At 42.1% G+C, this 19348-nt stretch carries 18 protein-coding genes and 2 tRNA genes; 3 read left to right on the forward strand and 17 right to left on the reverse strand.

Annotated features, from left to right (window positions below; genetic code table 11):
* Positions 1 to 44 precede the first annotated feature (44 nt).
* The 4 genes from IHV10_RS22015 to groES all read right to left on the reverse strand — a co-directional run bounded on the left by IHV10_RS22015 (position 45) and on the right by groES (position 5032).
* Positions 45 to 2192, reverse strand: coding sequence for a S9 family peptidase (locus tag IHV10_RS22015; RefSeq protein WP_197134594.1), 2148 nt, complete (start codon positions 2190 to 2192; stop codon positions 45 to 47).
* A gap of 162 nt (positions 2193 to 2354) precedes the next feature.
* Complete coding sequence (locus IHV10_RS22020; RefSeq protein ID WP_231618452.1) at positions 2355 to 2732, reverse strand: DUF4176 domain-containing protein; 378 nt, start codon at positions 2730 to 2732, stop codon at positions 2355 to 2357.
* 276 nt (positions 2733 to 3008) lie between these two features.
* Complete coding sequence (groL, locus tag IHV10_RS22025; protein WP_137792217.1) at positions 3009 to 4646, reverse strand: chaperonin GroEL; 1638 nt, start codon at positions 4644 to 4646, stop codon at positions 3009 to 3011.
* Positions 4647 to 4747: 101 nt separating this feature from the next.
* Positions 4748 to 5032: a co-chaperone GroES gene (groES, locus tag IHV10_RS22030; protein ID WP_137792218.1), complete on the reverse strand. Its 285-nt coding sequence runs from the start codon at positions 5030 to 5032 to the stop codon at positions 4748 to 4750.
* 246 nt (positions 5033 to 5278) lie between these two features.
* On the opposite strand from groES, the gene IHV10_RS22035 reads away from it, so the two are divergent.
* Positions 5279 to 5992, forward strand: coding sequence for a CPBP family intramembrane glutamic endopeptidase (locus tag IHV10_RS22035; RefSeq protein WP_197134597.1), 714 nt, complete (start codon positions 5279 to 5281; stop codon positions 5990 to 5992).
* Positions 5989 to 6192 (forward strand): YdiK family protein, encoded by a 204-nt coding sequence (locus IHV10_RS22040; protein WP_197134599.1) that lies wholly within the window; start codon positions 5989 to 5991, stop codon positions 6190 to 6192. The genes IHV10_RS22035 and IHV10_RS22040 overlap by 4 nt, the downstream gene beginning before the upstream one ends.
* A gap of 486 nt (positions 6193 to 6678) precedes the next feature.
* Here the strand turns inward: IHV10_RS22040 and tatC are convergent, their stop codons facing one another.
* Genes tatC through moaC form a run of 4 tightly spaced genes read right to left on the reverse strand, consistent with a single transcriptional unit; the run spans position 6679 to position 8859 of the window.
* Positions 6679 to 7461 carry a twin-arginine translocase subunit TatC gene (gene tatC, locus IHV10_RS22045; RefSeq protein ID WP_197134602.1) on the reverse strand — a complete coding sequence of 261 codons (783 nt, stop codon included), beginning with the start codon at positions 7459 to 7461 and terminating at the stop codon, positions 6679 to 6681.
* A gap of 12 nt (positions 7462 to 7473) precedes the next feature.
* Positions 7474 to 7656: a twin-arginine translocase TatA/TatE family subunit gene (locus tag IHV10_RS22050; protein ID WP_191755387.1), complete on the reverse strand. Its 183-nt coding sequence runs from the start codon at positions 7654 to 7656 to the stop codon at positions 7474 to 7476.
* A gap of 18 nt (positions 7657 to 7674) precedes the next feature.
* The gene (locus IHV10_RS22055; protein ID WP_197134605.1) at positions 7675 to 8310 is read right to left on the reverse strand and encodes a redox-sensing transcriptional repressor Rex; all 636 of its coding nucleotides are present in this window, start codon (positions 8308 to 8310) and stop codon (positions 7675 to 7677) included.
* A 45-nt stretch (positions 8311 to 8355) separates the two neighbouring features.
* Entirely contained in the window at positions 8356 to 8859 is a 504-nt protein-coding gene (gene moaC, locus IHV10_RS22060) for a cyclic pyranopterin monophosphate synthase MoaC (RefSeq protein ID WP_197134608.1), read from the reverse strand.
* A 383-nt stretch (positions 8860 to 9242) separates the two neighbouring features.
* On the opposite strand from moaC, the gene IHV10_RS22065 reads away from it, so the two are divergent.
* On the forward strand, positions 9243 to 11183 hold the full coding sequence (locus IHV10_RS22065) for an ABC-F family ATP-binding cassette domain-containing protein (protein ID WP_197134610.1): 1941 nt from the start codon (positions 9243 to 9245) through the stop codon (positions 11181 to 11183).
* Between the two features lie 404 nt (positions 11184 to 11587).
* Here the strand turns inward: IHV10_RS22065 and tsaD are convergent, their stop codons facing one another.
* From tsaD to IHV10_RS22110, 9 genes are all read right to left on the reverse strand, one after another.
* Positions 11588 to 12604, reverse strand: a complete 1017-nt coding sequence (gene tsaD, locus IHV10_RS22070) for a tRNA (adenosine(37)-N6)-threonylcarbamoyltransferase complex transferase subunit TsaD (protein ID WP_197134613.1) — start codon at positions 12602 to 12604, stop codon at positions 11588 to 11590.
* A complete protein-coding gene (gene rimI / locus IHV10_RS22075) occupies positions 12601 to 13050 on the reverse strand; it encodes a ribosomal protein S18-alanine N-acetyltransferase (protein ID WP_066399684.1) in 450 nt (149 codons plus the stop codon). Before rimI ends, tsaD begins: the two co-directional genes overlap by 4 nt.
* A 10-nt stretch (positions 13051 to 13060) precedes the next feature.
* Positions 13061 to 13756 (reverse strand): tRNA (adenosine(37)-N6)-threonylcarbamoyltransferase complex dimerization subunit type 1 TsaB, encoded by a 696-nt coding sequence (gene tsaB / locus IHV10_RS22080; protein ID WP_197134616.1) that lies wholly within the window; start codon positions 13754 to 13756, stop codon positions 13061 to 13063.
* The gene (tsaE, locus tag IHV10_RS22085) at positions 13756 to 14208 is read right to left on the reverse strand and encodes a tRNA (adenosine(37)-N6)-threonylcarbamoyltransferase complex ATPase subunit type 1 TsaE (RefSeq protein WP_197134633.1); all 453 of its coding nucleotides are present in this window, start codon (positions 14206 to 14208) and stop codon (positions 13756 to 13758) included. The genes tsaB and tsaE overlap by 1 nt, the downstream gene beginning before the upstream one ends.
* A 9-nt stretch (positions 14209 to 14217) precedes the next feature.
* Complete coding sequence (thiL, locus tag IHV10_RS22090) at positions 14218 to 15216, reverse strand: thiamine-phosphate kinase (RefSeq protein WP_231619656.1); 999 nt, start codon at positions 15214 to 15216, stop codon at positions 14218 to 14220.
* Between the two features lie 340 nt (positions 15217 to 15556).
* Positions 15557 to 15632: transfer RNA gene (locus IHV10_RS22095), tRNA-Asp, on the reverse strand.
* A gap of 116 nt (positions 15633 to 15748) precedes the next feature.
* Positions 15749 to 15825: transfer RNA gene (locus IHV10_RS22100), tRNA-Met, on the reverse strand.
* A gap of 141 nt (positions 15826 to 15966) precedes the next feature.
* Complete coding sequence (locus IHV10_RS22105) at positions 15967 to 17346, reverse strand: amino acid permease (RefSeq protein ID WP_197134636.1); 1380 nt, start codon at positions 17344 to 17346, stop codon at positions 15967 to 15969.
* Between the two features lie 109 nt (positions 17347 to 17455).
* Positions 17456 to 18604: a trans-sulfuration enzyme family protein gene (locus IHV10_RS22110; RefSeq protein WP_197134639.1), complete on the reverse strand. Its 1149-nt coding sequence runs from the start codon at positions 18602 to 18604 to the stop codon at positions 17456 to 17458.
* Positions 18605 to 19348: the final 744 nt, after the last annotated feature.

Consider the following 19348-nt stretch of genomic DNA (forward strand, 5'->3'; position numbering starts at 1 on the left):
CTCTTAGAGGATGACTTCCATTGTGTAAATTTTGTTAAATATAATTATAAGTACTTATCTAACCACTTCAGAACGCGCTCATAATAATCCTCAAGGTTTTCTCGCCGCCACGTTCCTTGGTAATGTTCTTCATCATCATATAATACCAACTGAGCCGTTTTATTTAATCGATTTAATGAAGAAAATATAGGTCCAGCTTCTGCATAGCATAAATGGTCTCTTGTTCCTTGCGTGATTAGTACAGGCGTCTGTATCTTGTGAAACTCAAACAATGGAGAATTTTTTATATATCGTTCTCGCTCTTCCCATAATGTAGCACCTATGTTAAATTGTCCGTCTTCAATACTTCCATAGTTCAAGTTCGAGTTAATATCAAACTGTGTGTAATAGCTGATTAGATTTCCTATTCCTGACGATACAATAGCTGCTTTAAAATGTGGCAATTTTGTTATAGCTACTAATGTTGAATAACCACCAAAGGAATGTCCAATAATTCCAATTCTTTCTGAATCAATGTTTGGATGTTTAATTAAAGCCTCATAAGCATCAGCGATCATTTTCGTAATTTCTTCTGCTGGTTCATGTGTTCTTTTCATAGGTAAGTCAGGTGAAAATACAGCATACCCGTGTGAAGCAAATATTTGGTGATTATCACACATGGATGGACTCATGCCAAATAATCGAACATTATTGGATTGCATAGAGCCAGGGTAAACTCTAATGATTGCAGGAACTAGCCCCTTACTATCTTTAGGTAGTAGTAGAGCTCCCCTCAACTCTTGATGCTCACCCTTCCAACGAATGATTTCCGAAGAACCAAACGTATCTGTCTCTAATTTTGATAACGTTACATCAGTACTACTTTTAGATGCAACATCAAATACCCTTATTGTTGGTGGAAGATCAGCATCCTGAAATAGATAAGCTATTGTTTCTGTCATGTGGTCACAATAAGCAACTCCACCTTCAAACCATGGAAGGTGCCCTTTTGGTTCTTCAAGTATTTGATTGGCTACTCCTGTAACACAATCAATGTTCCAAAATCCATCCCTTACTTCTAAAGGTTCATGAGTCTGAACCACAATTTGGTTATCCTTAGTGATCGGAAACCCTGCAACAATAATGCGTCCTTCCGACAAAGAAAAGTGATTTAGCGAACCAGAAGTTGAACGATAATACCATAGCTTTCCTCCTGCAATCATGACTACATCATCATTACTTGTTACTTTTGGTGATTCAAAATCATGCCCTAAATGATTTGTTTTATCTTGGAATAATAGCTCATTTGTATTGGTAATTGTGTTTGCAACCCATAAGCCTCCATCTGACAATGGCCCGCTTGTAGTGTAGTAGATAGATGTATTGTCGTTTCCCCAACTAAAACTTACACCATACATCATATGTATTTTTGAAGAGACACATTTTACCTCAGTTGTATCGCTAGGATTGAGTGGGCATATCCATAATTCAAAAATATTTTGTTGGGTATTCCTATTTTCTTCACCCAAACAATGCGTGAAAGCAAGATAGTTACCATCTGTTGAAAGTTTCATCCCTACTGGTCGCAACCCTTTACAAAGAGTTGTAACACGTTGACTCTCAACAGAAATCATACGAATGTCTGCCCGATAACGATCAGCCCAGTTATTTAGATCTTCAATCACTTCTCGATCAGAAATGTCACCTGTATCAAATACCTTTACCTGTTGTGGTAGTTTAGTATGTGATCCAGACTCTTCCCAATTCGAGTAAAAATCATTTTCATTTATTGGTGTGTCAGGCATAGTTTTTATAATGATTTGTTTGCCGTCTTTTGTCCAAATTGGTTTTTCGAAGCCAAAGAATGGCCGAACGACTAAATCTGCAGCTAAATGAAGACTATGGTTTGTAGAATCCCATAACCATAAACGGGCCTTTCCTCCAATATCCGCAAAAAAAGCAAGTGTCTTACCTTCAGGAGACCATACTCCCGCCCAGCTACTATTTGCCTCTGGAGCAATCGGAAATGCTTCACCTGTATTCAAATTACAAACCCATTGTGTTGTTCCTTCAACAGCCATCGAAACACCATTCGACCTCTTATCTACTGGCTCTCCATTTACACAAAGTGCTAACCAATTTTTATCACTGGACATAGACATATGTACTAAGGCAGCGGGTTCAATGACATTCATTAAGTCTGATATTTTCATTTACTTTGTAATTTCCTCCATTGCTGTATCAAATCTAGTAAGTATAAATACTACTAGTTTTATTATTTTGACAAACTGCTGTTGTATCCTCTTTAGTAAAAAACGTGTGTAGATGATAAGATTAAAATTCCGTCAAATCATTAATAACTCTGGAATTTCTCCTTAATTGCCTTTCATGTTGCTTTCTACCTTCTTACGCAGCTTTTTTCCTTCTTCTGAATCATACCCACCGTACATAACCTTCTCAATAAAGTTACGGTTAAAAAACACATTATAATCGGGAGAAATATTACCTTCCGGGTACGGGACCGCTATGTAATCATATTGTTTTCCAGTACTTACTTGAATTTGATTGTAGCCATAAATCATGACGCTTTTCTTCATCTGCTTTAACTTTACGACTGTGCCAATGGGCAGAGGCTTGGATTTATCAAGCTTCTCTTTTTCGGAGCTATTTTCTTTCGCATTCGTACATCCTACTAAAAGTAAAACAAGTATAAACATAAATGCTAGTTTGTTTCTATTTTTAATCAGTATCATTTTTCATTGTTCCTTTTCAGTTTAATTTTTAGGGTCAACTTTTTCAGTGTTTAAAGAAATTAGTATTTTGTGCAGGCTAATACTTTATTTCTTTCATTTATACAATAAATAGTATAATAAAGTTCCTTAATTATCCAATGAATAATATAAAAAAAGCTTCTTATAAGTTTAATCAACTTATAAGAAGCTCCTGGTAAATCCTTTATTTCAGCAAAATGCTAGCTAGCATTCCACAGTTTTTAAACTCACAAACCCACTTGGGTTTTGTGGGCGTTATTACATCATGCCGCCCATTCCACCCATGCCCATGCCGGACATGTCAGGCATTCCGCCGCCAGCGTTTTCTTCTGGCTTATCCGCGATTACTGCTTCTGTTGTTAAGAACATTGCAGATACGGATGCTGCGTTTTGTAGAGCTGAACGTGTAACTTTTGTTGGGTCAACGATTCCGGATTCGAACATGTTTACCCACTCGCCAGTTGCTGCGTTGAAGCCGATTCCGATTTCTTCGTTCTTCAGACGCTCAACCACTACAGATCCTTCAAGACCTGCGTTGTGTGCGATTTGACGAACTGGCTCTTCTAGTGCACGAAGTACTAGTTTCACACCTGTTAACTCGTCGCCAGTCGCTTCTACTTGAGCGATCGCTTTTAGCACGTTAACTAGAGCTGTACCACCACCGGATACGATACCCTCTTCAACCGCTGCACGCGTTGAGTTAAGTGCGTCTTCAATACGAAGTTTACGCTCTTTCAGCTCAGTTTCTGTAGCTGCACCAACTTTGATTACTGCTACTCCACCAGCTAATTTCGCTAAGCGCTCTTGTAATTTTTCTTTATCAAACTCAGAAGTTGTTTCTTCGAGTTGTGCTTTGATTTGGTTAACACGAGCTGCGATTTTAGAAGAATCCCCAGCACCTTCAACGATAGTTGTGTTTTCTTTTGTAACCACAACTTTAGAAGCTGTACCAAGCTGCGTGATGTTCGCAGTCTTAAGGTCAAGACCTAGCTCTTCTGTGATCACTTCACCGCCAGTTAGAACTGCGATGTCTTCTAGCATTGCTTTACGGCGGTCACCGAATCCAGGAGCTTTTACAGCTACTGCATTGAATGTTCCGCGAAGCTTGTTAACTACTAATGTAGCAAGTGCTTCACCTTCAACGTCTTCAGCGATCAACAATAGAGATTTCCCTTGTTGTACCACTTGCTCAAGAACTGGAAGGATTTCTTGGATGTTCGTAATCTTCTTATCTGTGATAAGGATGTACGGGTTCTCAAGCTCTGCTTCCATCTTGTCAGAGTTTGTTACCATGTATGGAGATGCGTATCCGCGGTCGAACTGCATTCCTTCAACCACTTCAAGCTCTGTTGTGAATCCTTTTGATTCTTCAATCGTGATAACGCCGTCGTTTCCAACGCGCTCCATCGCTTCAGCAATCAATTGTCCTACTTCTTCGTCAGCTGCAGAAATCGCCGCAACTTGTGCGATAGACTCTTTGCCTTCGATTGGTTTAGAGATCGCTTTTAGTTCTTGAACAGCAGCAGCTGTTGCTTTTTCGATCCCTTTGCGAAGTACCATTGGGTTTGCTCCGCTCGTTACGTTCTTTAATCCTTCACGGATCATTGCTTGAGCAAGAACCGTTGCAGTTGTCGTTCCGTCTCCTGCTACGTCATTCGTTTTGCTCGCAACTTCAGCTACAAGCTTAGCACCCATGTTTTCGAATGCATCTTCAAGCTCGATTTCTTTTGCGATTGTAACACCGTCGTTTGTGATTAGAGGAGAACCGAATTTCTTCTCAAGCACAACATTACGTCCTTTTGGTCCAAGTGTTACTTTTACAGCGTTTGCTAGTGCATCAACACCACGAAGCATTGAGCGGCGTGCGTCTTCACTAAATTTAATATCTTTAGCCATGTAAAAACCCTCCCATTAATTTTAAAAGTTAGTGACTTACATATGCTTTATGTTTGATTTATGTAGCTTCAAATTATTGAAGCTTCCCAGTTACCTAACGTTTAGCCTACGATCGCTAATACGTCAGACTCACGAAGAATCAAGAATTCTTTACCTTGGTACTTAACTTCTGTACCTGCGTATTTTGAGAAAATAATCGTGTTGCCTTCAGAAACTTCTAAAGAGATACGCTCGCCGTTATCCGTTACACGGCCCGTACCTACAGCAACAACTTTTCCTTCTTGAGGCTTTTCTTTTGCTGAATCTGGCAATACAATGCCGCTTGCAGTTTTTTCTTCACCTTCTACAAGCTCAATAATAATACGGTCACCTAGTGGCTTTAACAAGTGAAACACCCTCCTTAAATAGTTAAAAGATTTCTTATTAGCACTCTTTGTTAGTGAGTGCTAACTCCATTTCTAATAATAAATAAAACTAAAAAATTTTGCAAGCGAGAAATATAAATATAAATCGAATTACCCGCAAATTCGATATCCTCGCGAGCCCTGCCTATTCTATGTTAAAATGGGTAAGCATATAAAGAGGTATGAAACGTAATTATTTTTAGGGCTGTACGTAAAGGAGAAGGTAATTTGAAGAAAAAATATTGGTGGATCATCTTCATATATATCGTGATGCAATTCTCAGGTTACATTGGGATTCCACTGTTAAATGAACTTGGTGTTCCTAAAAATCAACTTTTTGGAATGTGGGGAACGTTCAGCTTTATCGCGGCTCTTGTTATTATCCTTTACATGCTGATCCCTGAAATGAGAGAACGCCACCGAAATACTAAGCGCGTCTCAAAAGGATCTGCCGTTCTATGGTCGATCATCGGTATTTTCATGGCGTACGCCGCTCAAATTATCGCGAGCATGATCGAGATGAACCTGTTTGGTATTCAGCCTGGATCCGAGAACACGAAGCAACTTGTTGAAATCGTTAAAAACGTTAAATATTTTATGATTGTAACGGCCATCGTTGGGCCAATACTAGAAGAGATCATCTTCCGAAAGATCATTTTTGGCTCTCTTCATAAACGCTTTAATTTCTTTATCTCTGCTTTGATCAGTTCGTTAATCTTTGCTGCTGTTCATGCGGACTTCACACACTTATTAATCTACACGGCAATGGGCTTCACGTTCGCTTTTCTTTATGTTCGGACCCAACGTCTTATCGTTCCGATCGCGGCACACGTTGCCATGAACACGCTCGTTTTGATCATTCAAGTATTATTTGCCGATAAAATCAAAGAAATGGAACAACAGCTAGAAACAGCGCAATTGATTATTGGAGGACTATTATGAAGACATCACCACTGTTTATGGCATTTTTATATCTAGGGATCGGAGTCGTCTTTACGTACTTAGCCGTTCATTACGCAAGCGAGTACGGAATGACAAGCTTCTGGACGATCATCACGATGATCGTAGCTACCTTCGACTACGCGAATGCCATCCGCTATTTCGCATTAAACAGCCACTTAAAAAGAAAAAAGAAGAAATAATATGGGGAAACTGCTTCTTAATGGAGGCAGTTTTTTTTGTTTGTGTGGGATTTGTCGCGGTGGTGCTTTTTGAGGCTGGTCAATGGTGGATATGAGATTGGACAGATTATTGGCTGAAATGGACAGATTATGTGGGAGATTAGATAGATTAAGTTGGAGATTGGACAGATTATACGGCCAATCGGACAGATTAATCTTCGAATCCGACAGATTATCGAACCAAGCACCAAAACGAAGGCTGTTTCAGTACTTTAGGTGACACCTGAGTAGCCCGCAAGCCACTTCAAACGATGCTTTTACTGTCGACTTTTAAGAAAATACTGTCCACTTCTTGAGTTTTACTGTCCACTTTCGATGAAATACTGTCCACTTTTACAAATTTACTGTCCACTTCCCTATTATTACTGTCCACTCCCACTCTCCCATACCACAGCTTCACTCCAACCACACAAAAAAGAGGATTCCCCGCGTGGGTTCATCCTCTTTTTAATCATGATACATAGCTTCTGCTTGTGCTTCTCGTTCTTTTACGAGTGCTTCGACTTCGGCTTTCATTCGTTTTTTATAAGCTGCCTTCGAAATGATGATGCTGATTTCGTATAACAAGATCAGCGGGAACGTAACCATTAAGTGAGACAGCAGCTCTGGCGGTGTAATCAATCCCGCTACTACTAAAATTCCAAAGTAGGCTACTTTTCGTATGCTCTTGAGGAGATCAGGTGTTACGATTCCGAGTCGAGTCAGAAACATGATCAAGACCGGGAACTGGAACAACAGTCCGAACGGCAGTGTGATGTTGAATAGGAATGAGAAGTATTCCTGAATTCCGTATTCGCCTTCTACACTAAGTGCCACGGCGACATTTCCCATGAAGCTGACAACGAAAGGGAAAAGAATAAAGTACGAAAATGCGAGTCCCGTTAAGAAGAGCATGAATGCGATCGGGATGTACATGAGCGTTACTTTTCGTTCGTTCTCATAAAGCCCCGGGCTGATGAATGCCCAGAGTTGGTACAACACCACTGGTGCGGATAGGACGAGGCCGATAAAGAAGGCAAACGTCATGTACACGTTCAGTGGATCGGTTAGATGAAAAGCGTTCATCTGAATGTTCTTTGCAATTGGATCACTTTGCAGATATACAATCACGGGCTTGGCTAAGAAAAATCCAGCGATCAAGAATACGAAGAAAGCTAGGATCGCCCACATGATGCGCTTTCGTAATTCGCCAATGTGACCGTATAGCGACATATTTTTTTCAGAGGTCATAGACAAACATCCTTACTTCTTCAGTTGTTCGCGTTCCTTTTTGCTGTCATCTTCTTCGTCCATCATGCCTTTTGTTGCATTCTTGAACTCGCGAAGCGTTTTACCTGCTGCTTTTCCTAGCTCAGGCAGCTTTTTCGGTCCAAACATAACAAGAGCTGCAAGTCCGATTACCGCGATACTTCCTGGTCCTAACATAACGATTACCTCCTTGGTTTAAGAATAGTTTTTCATAAAATAAACAAGCGATTGCAATTCAACAGCTAAATCGATGTGATGAACACGAATCTCTGGTGAGACGGTCAATCGTGCGGGTGTGAAGTTCAAGATGCCTGTTACACCTGCGCGCTCTAACTGATCTGCGATCGGTTGAGCCGCTCCGACTGGAACAGTCAAGATCGCAACATCAATACCTCGGTTCTTCAGCTCTTGCTCGATGTCTTCTGTGTGATAAATCGGAACTCCAGCAATTTCGCTACCGATTTTAGCCTGGTCTACATCGAATGCGACTTCTATTTTGGTATTGTTATTTTTGGTGAAATTGTAATGTAAAAAGGCAGTGCCTAAGTTACCTACTCCGATTAACGCTACGGTAGTCGTTTCATCCTGGTTCAACGTTTTCGCGAAGAACGACAGCAGATAATTAACATTGTAGCCATAACCCTTTTTGCCTAATGCGCCGAAATAAGAAAAATCTCTGCGGATCGTCGCAGAATCTACTTTAACAGCTTCGCTTAATTCAGCAGAAGACACCCTTTGTTTACCGGAAGATGATAAGTTTTTCAAAAAACGATAATACAAGGGCAGCCGTTTTGCTGTTGCGTGTGGTATTTTTAACTGATCTTGGTTCATATTTGGAGCCCTCCAAGTGTAGAAAGCTTATCTATTCCTATTGTATCATATTTTGTCAGGGCTTGAAGAACGTAGAAAGTCCCCATTCTTGCCTCCTGTTTTCGATTGGAGATATGTAGGCCCGATCACCATTCCCTTATCCGCTGCTTTACACATATCATAGACGGTTAACGCTGCTGCAGAAGCCGCTGTTAACGCCTCCATCTCAACACCGGTGCTGCCTTTCGTTTTCACTTCGACTTGAATGTTTAATTTATACATGCTGTCCGCCAATTCATCCCATGAAAAAGACAGATCAACGCCAGTCAGTGATAACGGGTGACACATCGGGATCCAGTCAGAGGTCTTTTTGGCAGCCATGATTCCAGCGATCTGTGCGACGGCTAGAACGTCCCCTTTTTTAAATCCGTTTTCTTTGATCTTAAGGAAGACTTCTTCAGAAACCGTTACCCCGCTTACCGCTATGGCTGTTCGGTGAGATGTTTCTTTTTCCGAAATATCTACCATGCACGCACGGCCTTCTTCGTTAAAATGGGTAAACTCTGTCATAAAACCCCTCCTCATGATGAATATACACGAAACCGCTTTTATTGTCGTTAAGATTTTACTTGTAATTATTGCAAAATGTTGAACATTCCCTTTGTTGGCGCGAATCTCCAAACTACGCTAAACTACTAGTTAGACAGGGTTATTTGTATTAAGGCTGATACATGATTGTTGAAAGTAGTTGATTTCCGTTCCAGGTGCTTCGCTTTCCGCGGGGCAGGCGGTGAGCCACATTCGTACGTTTCACGTATAAGTGTCTCACCTGCCCACCTGTCCCGCAGGAGTCTCGCACCTTGCACTCCAATCAACTTTACATTGAAGCAATAATTCCAATCATTTTAGGAAGCCATTTAATAAAACCACCCGTTTTCAGAGGTGAAATTACAATGATTATTTTACAAGTTCAGGACGTTACGAAGTCTTTTGGCGCGGACGTTATTTTATCGAATATAAAACTAGAGGTTCAAAAGGGCGAGCGGATCGCTCTTGTTGGGCGGAACGGTGCGGGAAAATCTACGCTGCTTCGGGTGATTACTGGTGAGTATTCCTATGATTCTGGTCATGTCATGATTCCGAAAGACGTGAAGACTGGTTATCTTGCACAAGATGCGGGGCTGGATTCGGATGAGTCGATCTGGAACGAGATGCTCTCTGTGTTTGAAGACCTTCGTAAAAAAGAGAAAAGACTGCGTGAGATGGAAGCGCGCATGGGCGATCCAAAAGTGATTGCGAATGAAGCGGAGTATGAACGTCTCCTGAAAGACTATGATGCGCTTCAGGTTACGTTTAAAGACGAAGGCGGCTATCAGTATGAAGCGGAGATTCGTACGGTGCTTCACGGCTTTCAGTTTGCCGATTTTGATCGCGATACGAAGATCAACACATTAAGTGGTGGACAAAAAACGAGACTCGCACTCGCGAAGCTTCTTTTAACAAAACCCGATCTACTCATTCTCGATGAGCCGACGAACCATTTAGACATCAAAACACTAACGTGGCTCGAGCAATATTTACAGAGTTATCCCGGCGGCATCTTAATCGTTTCCCATGACCGGTATTTCCTCGATAAGATCGTAACGACCGTTTATGAAGTTTCGAGAAAACGATCTTACCGTTTCACTGGTAACTATTCTAACTATCTCGAGCAAAAAGCGGAGCGCTTCGCTCAAGAGATGAAAGAGTTTGAGAAGCAGCAAGATCAGGTTGCGAAGTTGGAAGATTTCATTCAGCGCAACATCGTGCGGGCTTCGACTACGAAACGTGCGCAGAGTCGTCGTAAACAGTTAGAAAAGATGGAATTGAAAGAGCGTCCGGCTGGCGCAGAAAAGTCTGCTAGTTTTTCTTTTGAGATTGAGAGACAAAGTGGGAACGATGTGCTGAAACTTGAAAACGTGAGCACGGGATATGAAGACGGTGAACTGTTATTTAAGAATGTATCGGTAGCGGTTAACCGCCAGGACAGCGTCGCGATCGTTGGACCGAACGGAATCGGCAAATCGACTTTATTAAAAGTGATACGTAAGCAGCTGCCGCTCATATCGGGCGATATACGTTACGGCAGTGGACTCATGATCTCTCACTATGATCAGGAACAAGCAGACCTGCATTCACGCAAGACCTTGTTGAACGAGCTATGGGATGACTATCCGGAAAAAACGGAAAAAGAGATTCGTTCGATTCTCGGACAGTTCCTGTTTAGCGGTGACGATGTGTTGAAGCTTGTAACAGAGCTGAGCGGTGGTCAGAAGGCTCGACTTGCTCTAGCGAAACTTATGATGGAGAAAGGAAACCTTCTTCTGCTGGACGAGCCGACGAACCATTTGGATCTCGACAGCAAAGAGATCCTTGAACAAGCTCTGATCCATTATCCTGGTACGATTCTTTTCGTATCGCATGACCGTTATTTCATCAACCGTATCGCCACGAAAGTCGTTGAACTCGCACCAACTGGGGTGACCGAGTATCTAGGTGACTACGACTATTACACCGAAAAGAAAAACGAGATGAAAGCACGTGAAGAAATTGCCGCTCGCCAGAAAGCTGAGAACGCGGCTAATACTCCTTCTTCCAACCAAGGGAACGGTGCAAAGAACTCGATCGATAAAGAAGCGAAGAAGCTCGATCGTAAAAGGCAGCGCCGTATCGAGGAGATTGAGGGGCTGCTAGAAGGACTCGAAACGAAAATCACGTCGGCCGAAGCTGAGCTTTGTAAACCTGAAGTCTTTCAGGATTATGAAAAAACGCAAGAATTTCAGTCTCAGCTAGATGCTTTGAACGAAGAGATGGAAACGTTGATGGAAGAATGGGAAGAACTTCAGAATGCTTAAATTGAAAGCTGATATCCTTATATAGAGGGATATCAGCTTTTTTTATTCATCTTCAAGTTGGTCTTCGCACATTTCGACATTGCTTCTACACATTTTACAAACAATTTCACGAAGCAAAAGCCCCAAAACCTCTTAAATACGTTACTACTATAAAATATTATCCACAGTTCGATCTGTGGATTTTGCATTTTTTGACGACTTATCCACTTTATCCACACAAACATGTGTATACATGATGTGAATTGTGTATAACACAAACCCTTGGTTTCAAATGTTTCAAAACCATTGTCCACATTATCCACAAAGCTGTGTATAACTTTTCCACAAAAAGAAAGGTTTTTGTGTCGATTTCTGTCGATAACTAAAAAAGCTCTTCTCCTCATTAAAGGAAAAGAGCTTTTTTCTTATTGCGCTTCTAAATCTAACCCCGGTACACCGTTTAACGCCATATCTCCACGCGTTCCTTTTTGGTACGCTACACTCCCTGCAACTCCAATCATGGCTGCATTATCTGTGCATAAGTGGAGAGGAGGAATAACGAGGTCATACTTTGTTCCATTAAAACGGTTTTCTAACATATGACGAAGTCCTTTGTTCGCCGCTACTCCACCGGCCAAGAGGACTTGTTTTACGTTATACTGCTCTGCGGCACGGTATGTTTTTTCCACAAGTACATCCACAACACTTGCTTGGAAACTCGCTGCTAGATCTTCTGGCTTGATCACTTCTCCGCGCTGTGTTGCATTATGAACCGTGTTGATCACGGCTGACTTCAAGCCGCTGAAGCTAAAATCAAGTGAGTTCGGCTCTAGCCACGCGCGAGGCAGGTCAATATTTGCTTCTCCCTCTTGTGCCAGTTTATCGATATGAGGTCCGCCTGGATATGGCATGTTAAGCGTTCGCGCCACTTTATCATACGCTTCACCTGCTGCGTCGTCTCTTGTTTCACCGATTACTTTGAACGTTCCGTGCTCCTCCATCAGAACGAGCTCTGTATGTCCGCCTGAGACGATAAGAGACAACAGCGGAAACGTCATTTCTTTTACGAGTCTGTTCGCGTAGATGTGCCCCGCGATATGATGCACAGGAACGAGTGGCAGACCATGCGCGAAGGCGAACGCTTTCGCTGCGTTAACACCGATCAAAAGAGCACCTACGAGTCCTGGTCCTTCTGTTACGGCAACAGCCGTGAGATCTCCTGGTTTTAACCCCGCTTGATTCAACGCTTCTTCGATCACGACTGTAATCTCTTCAACATGATGGCGTGACGCCACTTCAGGCACAACTCCGCCAAAACGCTTATGACTCTCGATCTGTGACGCGACAACGTTTGCCAACAGTTCTGTACCGTTCTTTACAATCGCTACCGCTGTCTCATCACAGCTTGTTTCTATCGCTAATATCAATTCATCTTTTATCATAATTCCACCCACATGACTAAAGCATCTTCACCATTATCGCTATAATAGTTTTTCCGGATACCGCCTGCTTCAAATCCTAGTTTTTTATATAAATTCTGTGCAACATGATTACTTACGCGTGCCTCTAGCGTCATCGATACAGCGCCATGCATCTTCGCGAGCTTGATCGCTTCTCTCATGAGCATCTCCCCTAGCTTTCTCCCTCTATATGAAGGAAGAATCGCAATGTTCGTAACATGTGCTTCATCCATAACGAGCCAGATGCCGCAATAACCGACCGGCTGAAAGGAGTCTTCGATAACAAGGTAATGAGCGAACTGGTTCTCAACAATTTCTCTGTAAAAAGCTTCTCGGGACCATGGAACAGCAAACGATGCTTGCTCGATTCCAAGGATATCATCTATGTCGCTTACTTTTGCCAGTCTGAATGTATAAGGCTCTCCCATCAAATCCACCCTACTTCCCCTGTGACTTCAGCCAGTTCACTTCTGCTTCTGCCAACTGAAGATAGCTTGGAGTAAACGAATGGATTTCAACCGGTTCGCTCGTCATACCGATACGTCCGAGTTCGCTTGGACGCGGATTGTGATCGGATACTTGTCCAAAAACAGCTTGATCGCCTAACACGTTCTGAATCGTCTCTTTGTGCAGAGGTAAATCGTTCCCGACGAATAATATCTTTTTATCTAGCTCTTGAAGCTTGTCCAACCAATCTTTTAATAAGATGATTCCGTCTTCCCAAAGATTTTGAAACTCTCCTGAATCATTTCTTCCGTAAAGCCCCGTAAAGAGCTGCGTGCGGCGCGCATCGAATAATGGAACCGTATAGCCATCAAAGTATTTCCCGCTCTGAGCGAGCACTTCTAGGCTCGAGATCCCAACGAGTTCTTTTTTCAGCGTCCACGCAAGTGTCTTTGCGATCGTTACACCGATTCTGACACCTGTATAAGATCCTGGCCCTTTCGCCACCACGATGCGATCGAGTTCTGCAGGTTTTACCCCGGTCTCTTTTAATACTTCTTCAATCGCGGGCATCACTCGTATCGAATGATTCTTTTTTAAGTTTGTAATATACTCACCGAGCACTTTTCCTTCATCCAATACCGAGATCCCCATCACAAGATTGGATGTATCTATTGCAAGAACTTTCATTACATAATCTCCTTAACGCGTTCTTCGTATCTGCTTCCGATAGGTTTTAATTTAATCTCGCGCTCATCGTCGCCTTTATGTGAGATCACGAGTTCAAGTCTTTCCTCTGGTAAATAGTCTTCTATAAATACAGCCCACTCGACCACACAAACGCCTTCTCCTGAAAAGTACTCGTCAAATCCTAAATCTTCGTCCGAGTCTTCTAATCGATAAACGTCCATATGATATAGCGGCAGTCGTCCGCTGTATTCTTTAATGATGGTAAAAGTAGGAGAGTTCACTGTACGGGTCACTCCGAGCCCTTTTGCGAGCCCTTTTGTAAAAGTCGTCTTTCCAGCTCCAAGATCTCCAGCCAGTGTGAGTACATCTCCTTTTTGAAGAATAGAGCCCAGCTTTTCGGCAAAAGACATCGTTTCTTCCGCTGACTTTGTTTCGTATTGATAAGTACTCATGACTTCCCCTTACCTTTCCCTAAAATGATTAAATCCTTTTTTCGTAAGAAGTTCCGGCTTGGCGTCCTGTTTATGAAGATAGACTTCTGCCTTACCAGCTTCTCCAACTTTACCGATTTCATAAAGCGGCAGCGCATGTTGTTTGAATGTATCTGACAGCACCTTAAAATCTTCTTCTGACGCCGTCCCAACAAGCACATAGTCTTCCCCACCAAATAACTGGTGGTTGAGCACGTCCGCCTCTGGTAAATCTCTTAAGGACTCACTAACAGGCAGGCTGTTTCTATCTATATGAATGGAAACGTTACTCGCTTCAGCGATCTCATTCAATTCGCTCGCCACTCCGTCACTGACATCGTTTAAGGAAAGGCGAAAACCGCTTCCTGCGAGAAGTCTTCCTTGCTCGATATGTGGAAGGGGCATCTGATGCTGACTTCTCCATTTTTCTTCATTTGCCGTAAAATCAGCATGCCTTGTTTTTACAAGCAGAACGTTGAGTCCTGCCGCTGATTCTCCCGTTGTTCCTGTTACAAATACAGAGTCTCCTGGTCTCGCGTTACTTCTTAATAAAGATCTACCCTTTTCTACTTTTCCAATAACCGTCACTGATAATACTAACGGCCCTTTTGTAGAAACAGTATCTCCGCCTATAAGATCGATTTTGTATTTCATTGCGAGTTCGCTCATGCCACGATAGATCTCTTGCAGCTCTTCCTCCGTCCATTCTGAAGGAATCGCGATCGAGACGAGGTAGAACTGCGGAATACCACCCATCGCAGCAATATCACTCACGTTCACAGCAAGTGCTTTAAAGCCCGTTTGATAAGGAGCCAACGTATTCCTCGTAAAATGAACACCTTCTACCATGGTATCCACACAAACGATTTGATCCAACTTTTCGTTCACCGACCAAAGAGCAGCGTCATCCCCAATGCCTTGAACCACCTCTTTTTGAAAAAAGTGACGAGGCGTGATGCTGTTGATCCATTCAAATTCATCTTTAATCATGGATGTGCTCCTCTCTGGTCTTAACTTTGTTGTTCTTGGAAGTGGTTGATTTCCGTTACAGGTGCTTCGCTTTCCGCGGGGCGGGCGGTGAGCCCCTTGCCGCTTTGCGCCTTTAAGGGTCTCACCTGTCCCACTCGTCCCGCAGGAGTCTCGCGCCTTTCACTCCAATCAACAAATCAATGAAGAAAAATAGTAAAACACAAGTCATATGGGCCATTGCCAAATAAAAATTATAAAAAAGCCTTAGGATCATAATAAAACTCCTAAGGTGACAGTTGTATATTAGTTTAACTTACTTTTAGACATAAAAAAACACGAAACCTTGTTTCGTTTTTAAAAGTGGCGGACCCGACCGGGGTCGAACCGGCGATCTCCTGCGTGACAGGCAGGCATGTTAACCACTACACCACGGGTCCAGCTTAGTATGTAATTGATGTAGTTTATTGCTTTAATAAAAATTGGTTGCACCCAATGGGCACTCCCGATATTTCATGGCTAGACGTTTACTCGACGTAGTTCATGAAATTTAAATTGGTTGCGGGGACAGGATTTGAACCTGCGACCTTCGGGTTATGAGCCCGACGAGCTACCAGACTGCTCCACCCCGCGACGTTATAAAATGTTGTTTTCTCTGGTTTAGATAACAACTTGTTTCGGACATTTATTAATATATCATGTATCTTAGTATGATGCAAGTGTTTTAAAAATATTAGGCACAAGAAATTTTATTTATTTCCTGTGCCCTCTATTTTAAGCCACTTTATCGTTATTCTCAGGACGTTTGTTGAACCCTTTTAAATAGTAGATCGCTGTTAATAAGATCAACCAACAAGGCCCTACGATCAAGGCGATACGTGTATCTGGGAAGTATGCCATGAGTCCGACAACTAAGATTAGGATAGCTAGTGCGATATATGATCCATATGGGAAGAACGGAACTTTAAATTTCAATGTTTTCTTTTCTTCTTCACTTAAGCTTCTGCGGAACTTAAGCTGAGACACAAGAATAATCGACCATGTCCAGATCGCTCCGAATGTTGAAATACTTGTTACCCACACGAATACTTTTTCAGGAACAAGATAGTTTAAAACGACTCCAATCAGAAGTGCTCCGGCTGAAACTAATACAGCAACTGATGGTACGCCCGTTTTACTTACTTTATGAAGTTTAGCTGGTGCTTGTTTTTGTTCAGCCAGGTTGAAAAGCATGCGTCCTGTGCTGAATATTCCACTGTTACAGCTGGATAATGCCGCAGTTAGTACGACAAAGTTAATGATACCAGCAGCTTGTCCGATACCGATTTTTTCAAAAGTAAGAACGAACGGACTTCCTTGCGTTCCGATCTGATCCCACGGATAGATGGACATGATAACAAATAATGCCCCTACGTAGAAAATCAAGATACGCCAGAATACAGAGTTTACGGCTCTTGCTAAAGATTTTTCAGGATTCTTTACCTCACCTGCTGTAACACCGATCATCTCAATTCCTAAGAATGCAAACATAACCATCTGCATAGACATGAGGATTCCCTGTATGCCGTTTGGTGCGAAACCGCCATTTTCCCAAAGGTTACTGATTCCTGTTGCCACTCCACCGTTACCAAAACCAAATAGTATCATGCCTAAACCAGTTATAATCATCAATACGATAGCAACGATCTTGATAAGTGCAAACCAGAATTCAAACTCTCCATATGCTTTGATCGCAAGCAAGTTGATGCTCGCCATAATCACAAGTGCTGATAGTGCCCAAATCCAGACAGGTACATCTGGGTACCACATCTTCATATAAATACCTACAGCTGTAATCTCAGCCATACATGTAACGATCCATAAGAACCAATAGTTCCAGCCTGTTAAATAACCGGCTAGTGGTCCAATATAGTTTTTAGCATAACGGCTAAAAGATCCGGCAACAGGTTGATGAATCGCCATCTCACCTAACGCTCGCATAATGATGAACATTACAGATCCGCCTAATGCATATGCTAATAAAATTGCTGGCCCCGCCATTTCAATTGCTGAAGCTGACCCTAAAAATAAGCCCACTCCAATAGCGGCCCCGAGTGACATAAGTGTAATATGTCGTTCTTCGAGCCCACGATGTAATTCTTGTTTTGGCTTCATTTTTATGCCTCCCTTGATGTATATGATGAAGCGCTTTCACTCAGGTATCATATCACATTTCGACAAAAAGAAACAATTCGTTTTTATTACAGTAAAAAGCCCAAAAGCCCTATTGTAACAGGGCTTTTTTGGCAGCTTCTTTAAAGACAGTTACGATATCCTCAATATTTTCAATACCCACAGATATTCGGATTACATTCTTATTGATCCCCAATTTTTCACATGTTTCAGCTGGTAGTGAACGGTGAGAAGTTCCGAGTGGATACGAGACCGTAGTTTCTACACCAGCAAGCGTTGGAACGATATGAACCCAATCCAATGACTTAAAGAACGTATGCACGCTGCTTTTCTCGTCGAGTTCGATCGTAACAATTGATGAATTTCCGTTTTCACTCACGTATTCTGGATAGTAGACGGTTTTAATTCCCTCTGACTGTTTAAGCTGGTTCGCTAATTCTGTGGCGTTCGAGATATGACGCTCCATACGCACGCTTAACGTCTTCAATCCTCTGGATGCTAACCACGCATCAAACGGTCCTAGATTACAGCCCAGGTGAATCATTTTCGCTTGAGCTTTTGCGATTAACTCCTCTTTTCCTACTACTACACCTGCTGTCACGTCGCTATGTCCATTTAAATATTTCGTCGCACTATGAACAACAAGATCGACACCTTTCGTATACGGCTGAAGTACATAAGGTGTAGCGAATGTATTATCAATCATCGTAGTAAGATTATGTTCTTCTGCAAGAGCAACAAGTCCCTCTAGATTCTCTACACGCAATAAAGGATTTGTTATGGATTCTGAATAAATGAGTTTTGTGTTGTTACGGATGTTTCGTTTAACCTCATCTAGGTCCTTGAATGAAACGAACGTCGTTTCGATTCCAAAGCTTTTGAGGTCATCAGAAAGAAGCTGATAGGTGCCGCCATACAAATCATCACATGCTAGTATATGATCACCAACTTGTGCGACCGCTAAGATACCAACTAAGATGGCTGACATACCGGATGATGTCACAACACCGGCAGGAGCTTGTTCGAGGTTTGCAACACCACTCGCAAAATCGTTTTGGTTGGGGTTGTTCATACGTGTATATAAGTAATCGTTCTTTCCTCTAAAATAATCCTCTAGATCGTCTAGATCGTTAAAAGAAAAAGCTGATGTCTGATAGATCGGATTGATCTTACTTACCGACTTCACACTATTATGACCACTTGCATGTACGCTGGATGTATCAAAATGAACATTCTTCATGATATATGGCCTCCCCATTGTTTTTTATCTTTTAGTTTAGCATAAAATTGGTGGGATATTGTGTAGAGAAATGTTGGTTAGTGTGTGTGTTGTGTGTTAGTTAGTTGCTGGCGTAGTTTTAAGTATTAGCTAGTGGGTGTAGTTGTCGAAAATTCGATAAAGAGTTTTATCCGTGAAATTATGAAGCTTATCCGTGAATATATGGAGGATTACCGTGAATAAAATCACGATTACCGTGAAATTATGTGCGGTGGAGTTGATGGGGAGAGCTGATTAGGAGATTTGTGGTGGCAACTGAGGTGTTTAAGTGAGTTTTTGGCTTGGATGATGGTTGTCGGAGCTGCTTGAGGGGCTTTTTTGGATGGATTTTGGAGCTTTTGCTTTAAGAATATCGCGAGGTGGAAGATGGCTGTGGCCATCTTCTTCTTATTTTGAGGGTTATGAGGGGGGTGGTGTTTGAAACTTATCTTCGAAGCATACGGTGCGGGGTATACCAGAGCTCTAATTAAGTCTAAATAAGAAAAATTAAGTCAAAATGAGAGCGAATTAAGTCGGAACAGACCACAATTAAGTCTAAAAACAAAAATAAAGGCGGTTCGCTAAATCTCGACAACCGCTCTCAGCCTGATCTAAGCGCTATACCCCCGAGCTCGAGCCTTCCAGCCCCAGCCCCCATAATCAGAAGTTTGGCAATCGCCAAACCACCTTTCTTCTTTTCTATCTTTTAAAAAAACACAAAAAAAA

Source organism: Fictibacillus sp. 5RED26 (assembly GCF_015903895.1).
In the GTDB taxonomy this organism is placed as follows: domain Bacteria; phylum Bacillota; class Bacilli; order Bacillales; family Fictibacillaceae; genus Fictibacillus; species Fictibacillus phosphorivorans.

Bases quoted from the DNA above. Each gene is read 5' to 3' on its own strand.
- tsaE (WP_197134633.1), bottom strand. From the start codon at position 14,208: ATGAGTACTTATCAATACGAAACAAAGTCAGCGGAAGAAACGATGTCT.
- IHV10_RS22055 (WP_197134605.1), bottom strand. From the start codon at position 8,310: ATGAACCAAGATCAGTTAAAAATACCACACGCAACAGCAAAACGGCTG.
- IHV10_RS22050 (WP_191755387.1), bottom strand. From the start codon at position 7,656: ATGTTAGGACCAGGAAGTATCGCGGTAATCGGACTTGCAGCTCTTGTT.
- moaC (WP_197134608.1), bottom strand. From the start codon at position 8,859: ATGACAGAGTTTACCCATTTTAACGAAGAAGGCCGTGCGTGCATGGTA.
- IHV10_RS22015 (WP_197134594.1), bottom strand. From the start codon at position 2,192: ATGAAAATATCAGACTTAATGAATGTCATTGAACCCGCTGCCTTAGTA.
- IHV10_RS22065 (WP_197134610.1), top strand. From the start codon at position 9,243: ATGATTATTTTACAAGTTCAGGACGTTACGAAGTCTTTTGGCGCGGAC.
- IHV10_RS22020 (WP_231618452.1), bottom strand. From the start codon at position 2,732: ATGATACTGATTAAAAATAGAAACAAACTAGCATTTATGTTTATACTT.
- rimI (WP_066399684.1), bottom strand. From the start codon at position 13,050: ATGGGAGAGCCTTATACATTCAGACTGGCAAAAGTAAGCGACATAGAT.
- IHV10_RS22040 (WP_197134599.1), top strand. From the start codon at position 5,989: ATGAAGACATCACCACTGTTTATGGCATTTTTATATCTAGGGATCGGA.
- tatC (WP_197134602.1), bottom strand. From the start codon at position 7,461: ATGACCTCTGAAAAAAATATGTCGCTATACGGTCACATTGGCGAATTA.
- IHV10_RS22105 (WP_197134636.1), bottom strand. From the start codon at position 17,346: ATGAAGCCAAAACAAGAATTACATCGTGGGCTCGAAGAACGACATATT.
- thiL (WP_231619656.1), bottom strand. From the start codon at position 15,216: ATGATTAAAGATGAATTTGAATGGATCAACAGCATCACGCCTCGTCAC.
- tsaB (WP_197134616.1), bottom strand. From the start codon at position 13,756: ATGAAAGTTCTTGCAATAGATACATCCAATCTTGTGATGGGGATCTCG.
- tsaD (WP_197134613.1), bottom strand. From the start codon at position 12,604: ATGATAAAAGATGAATTGATATTAGCGATAGAAACAAGCTGTGATGAG.
- IHV10_RS22110 (WP_197134639.1), bottom strand. From the start codon at position 18,604: ATGAAGAATGTTCATTTTGATACATCCAGCGTACATGCAAGTGGTCAT.
- groL (WP_137792217.1), bottom strand. From the start codon at position 4,646: ATGGCTAAAGATATTAAATTTAGTGAAGACGCACGCCGCTCAATGCTT.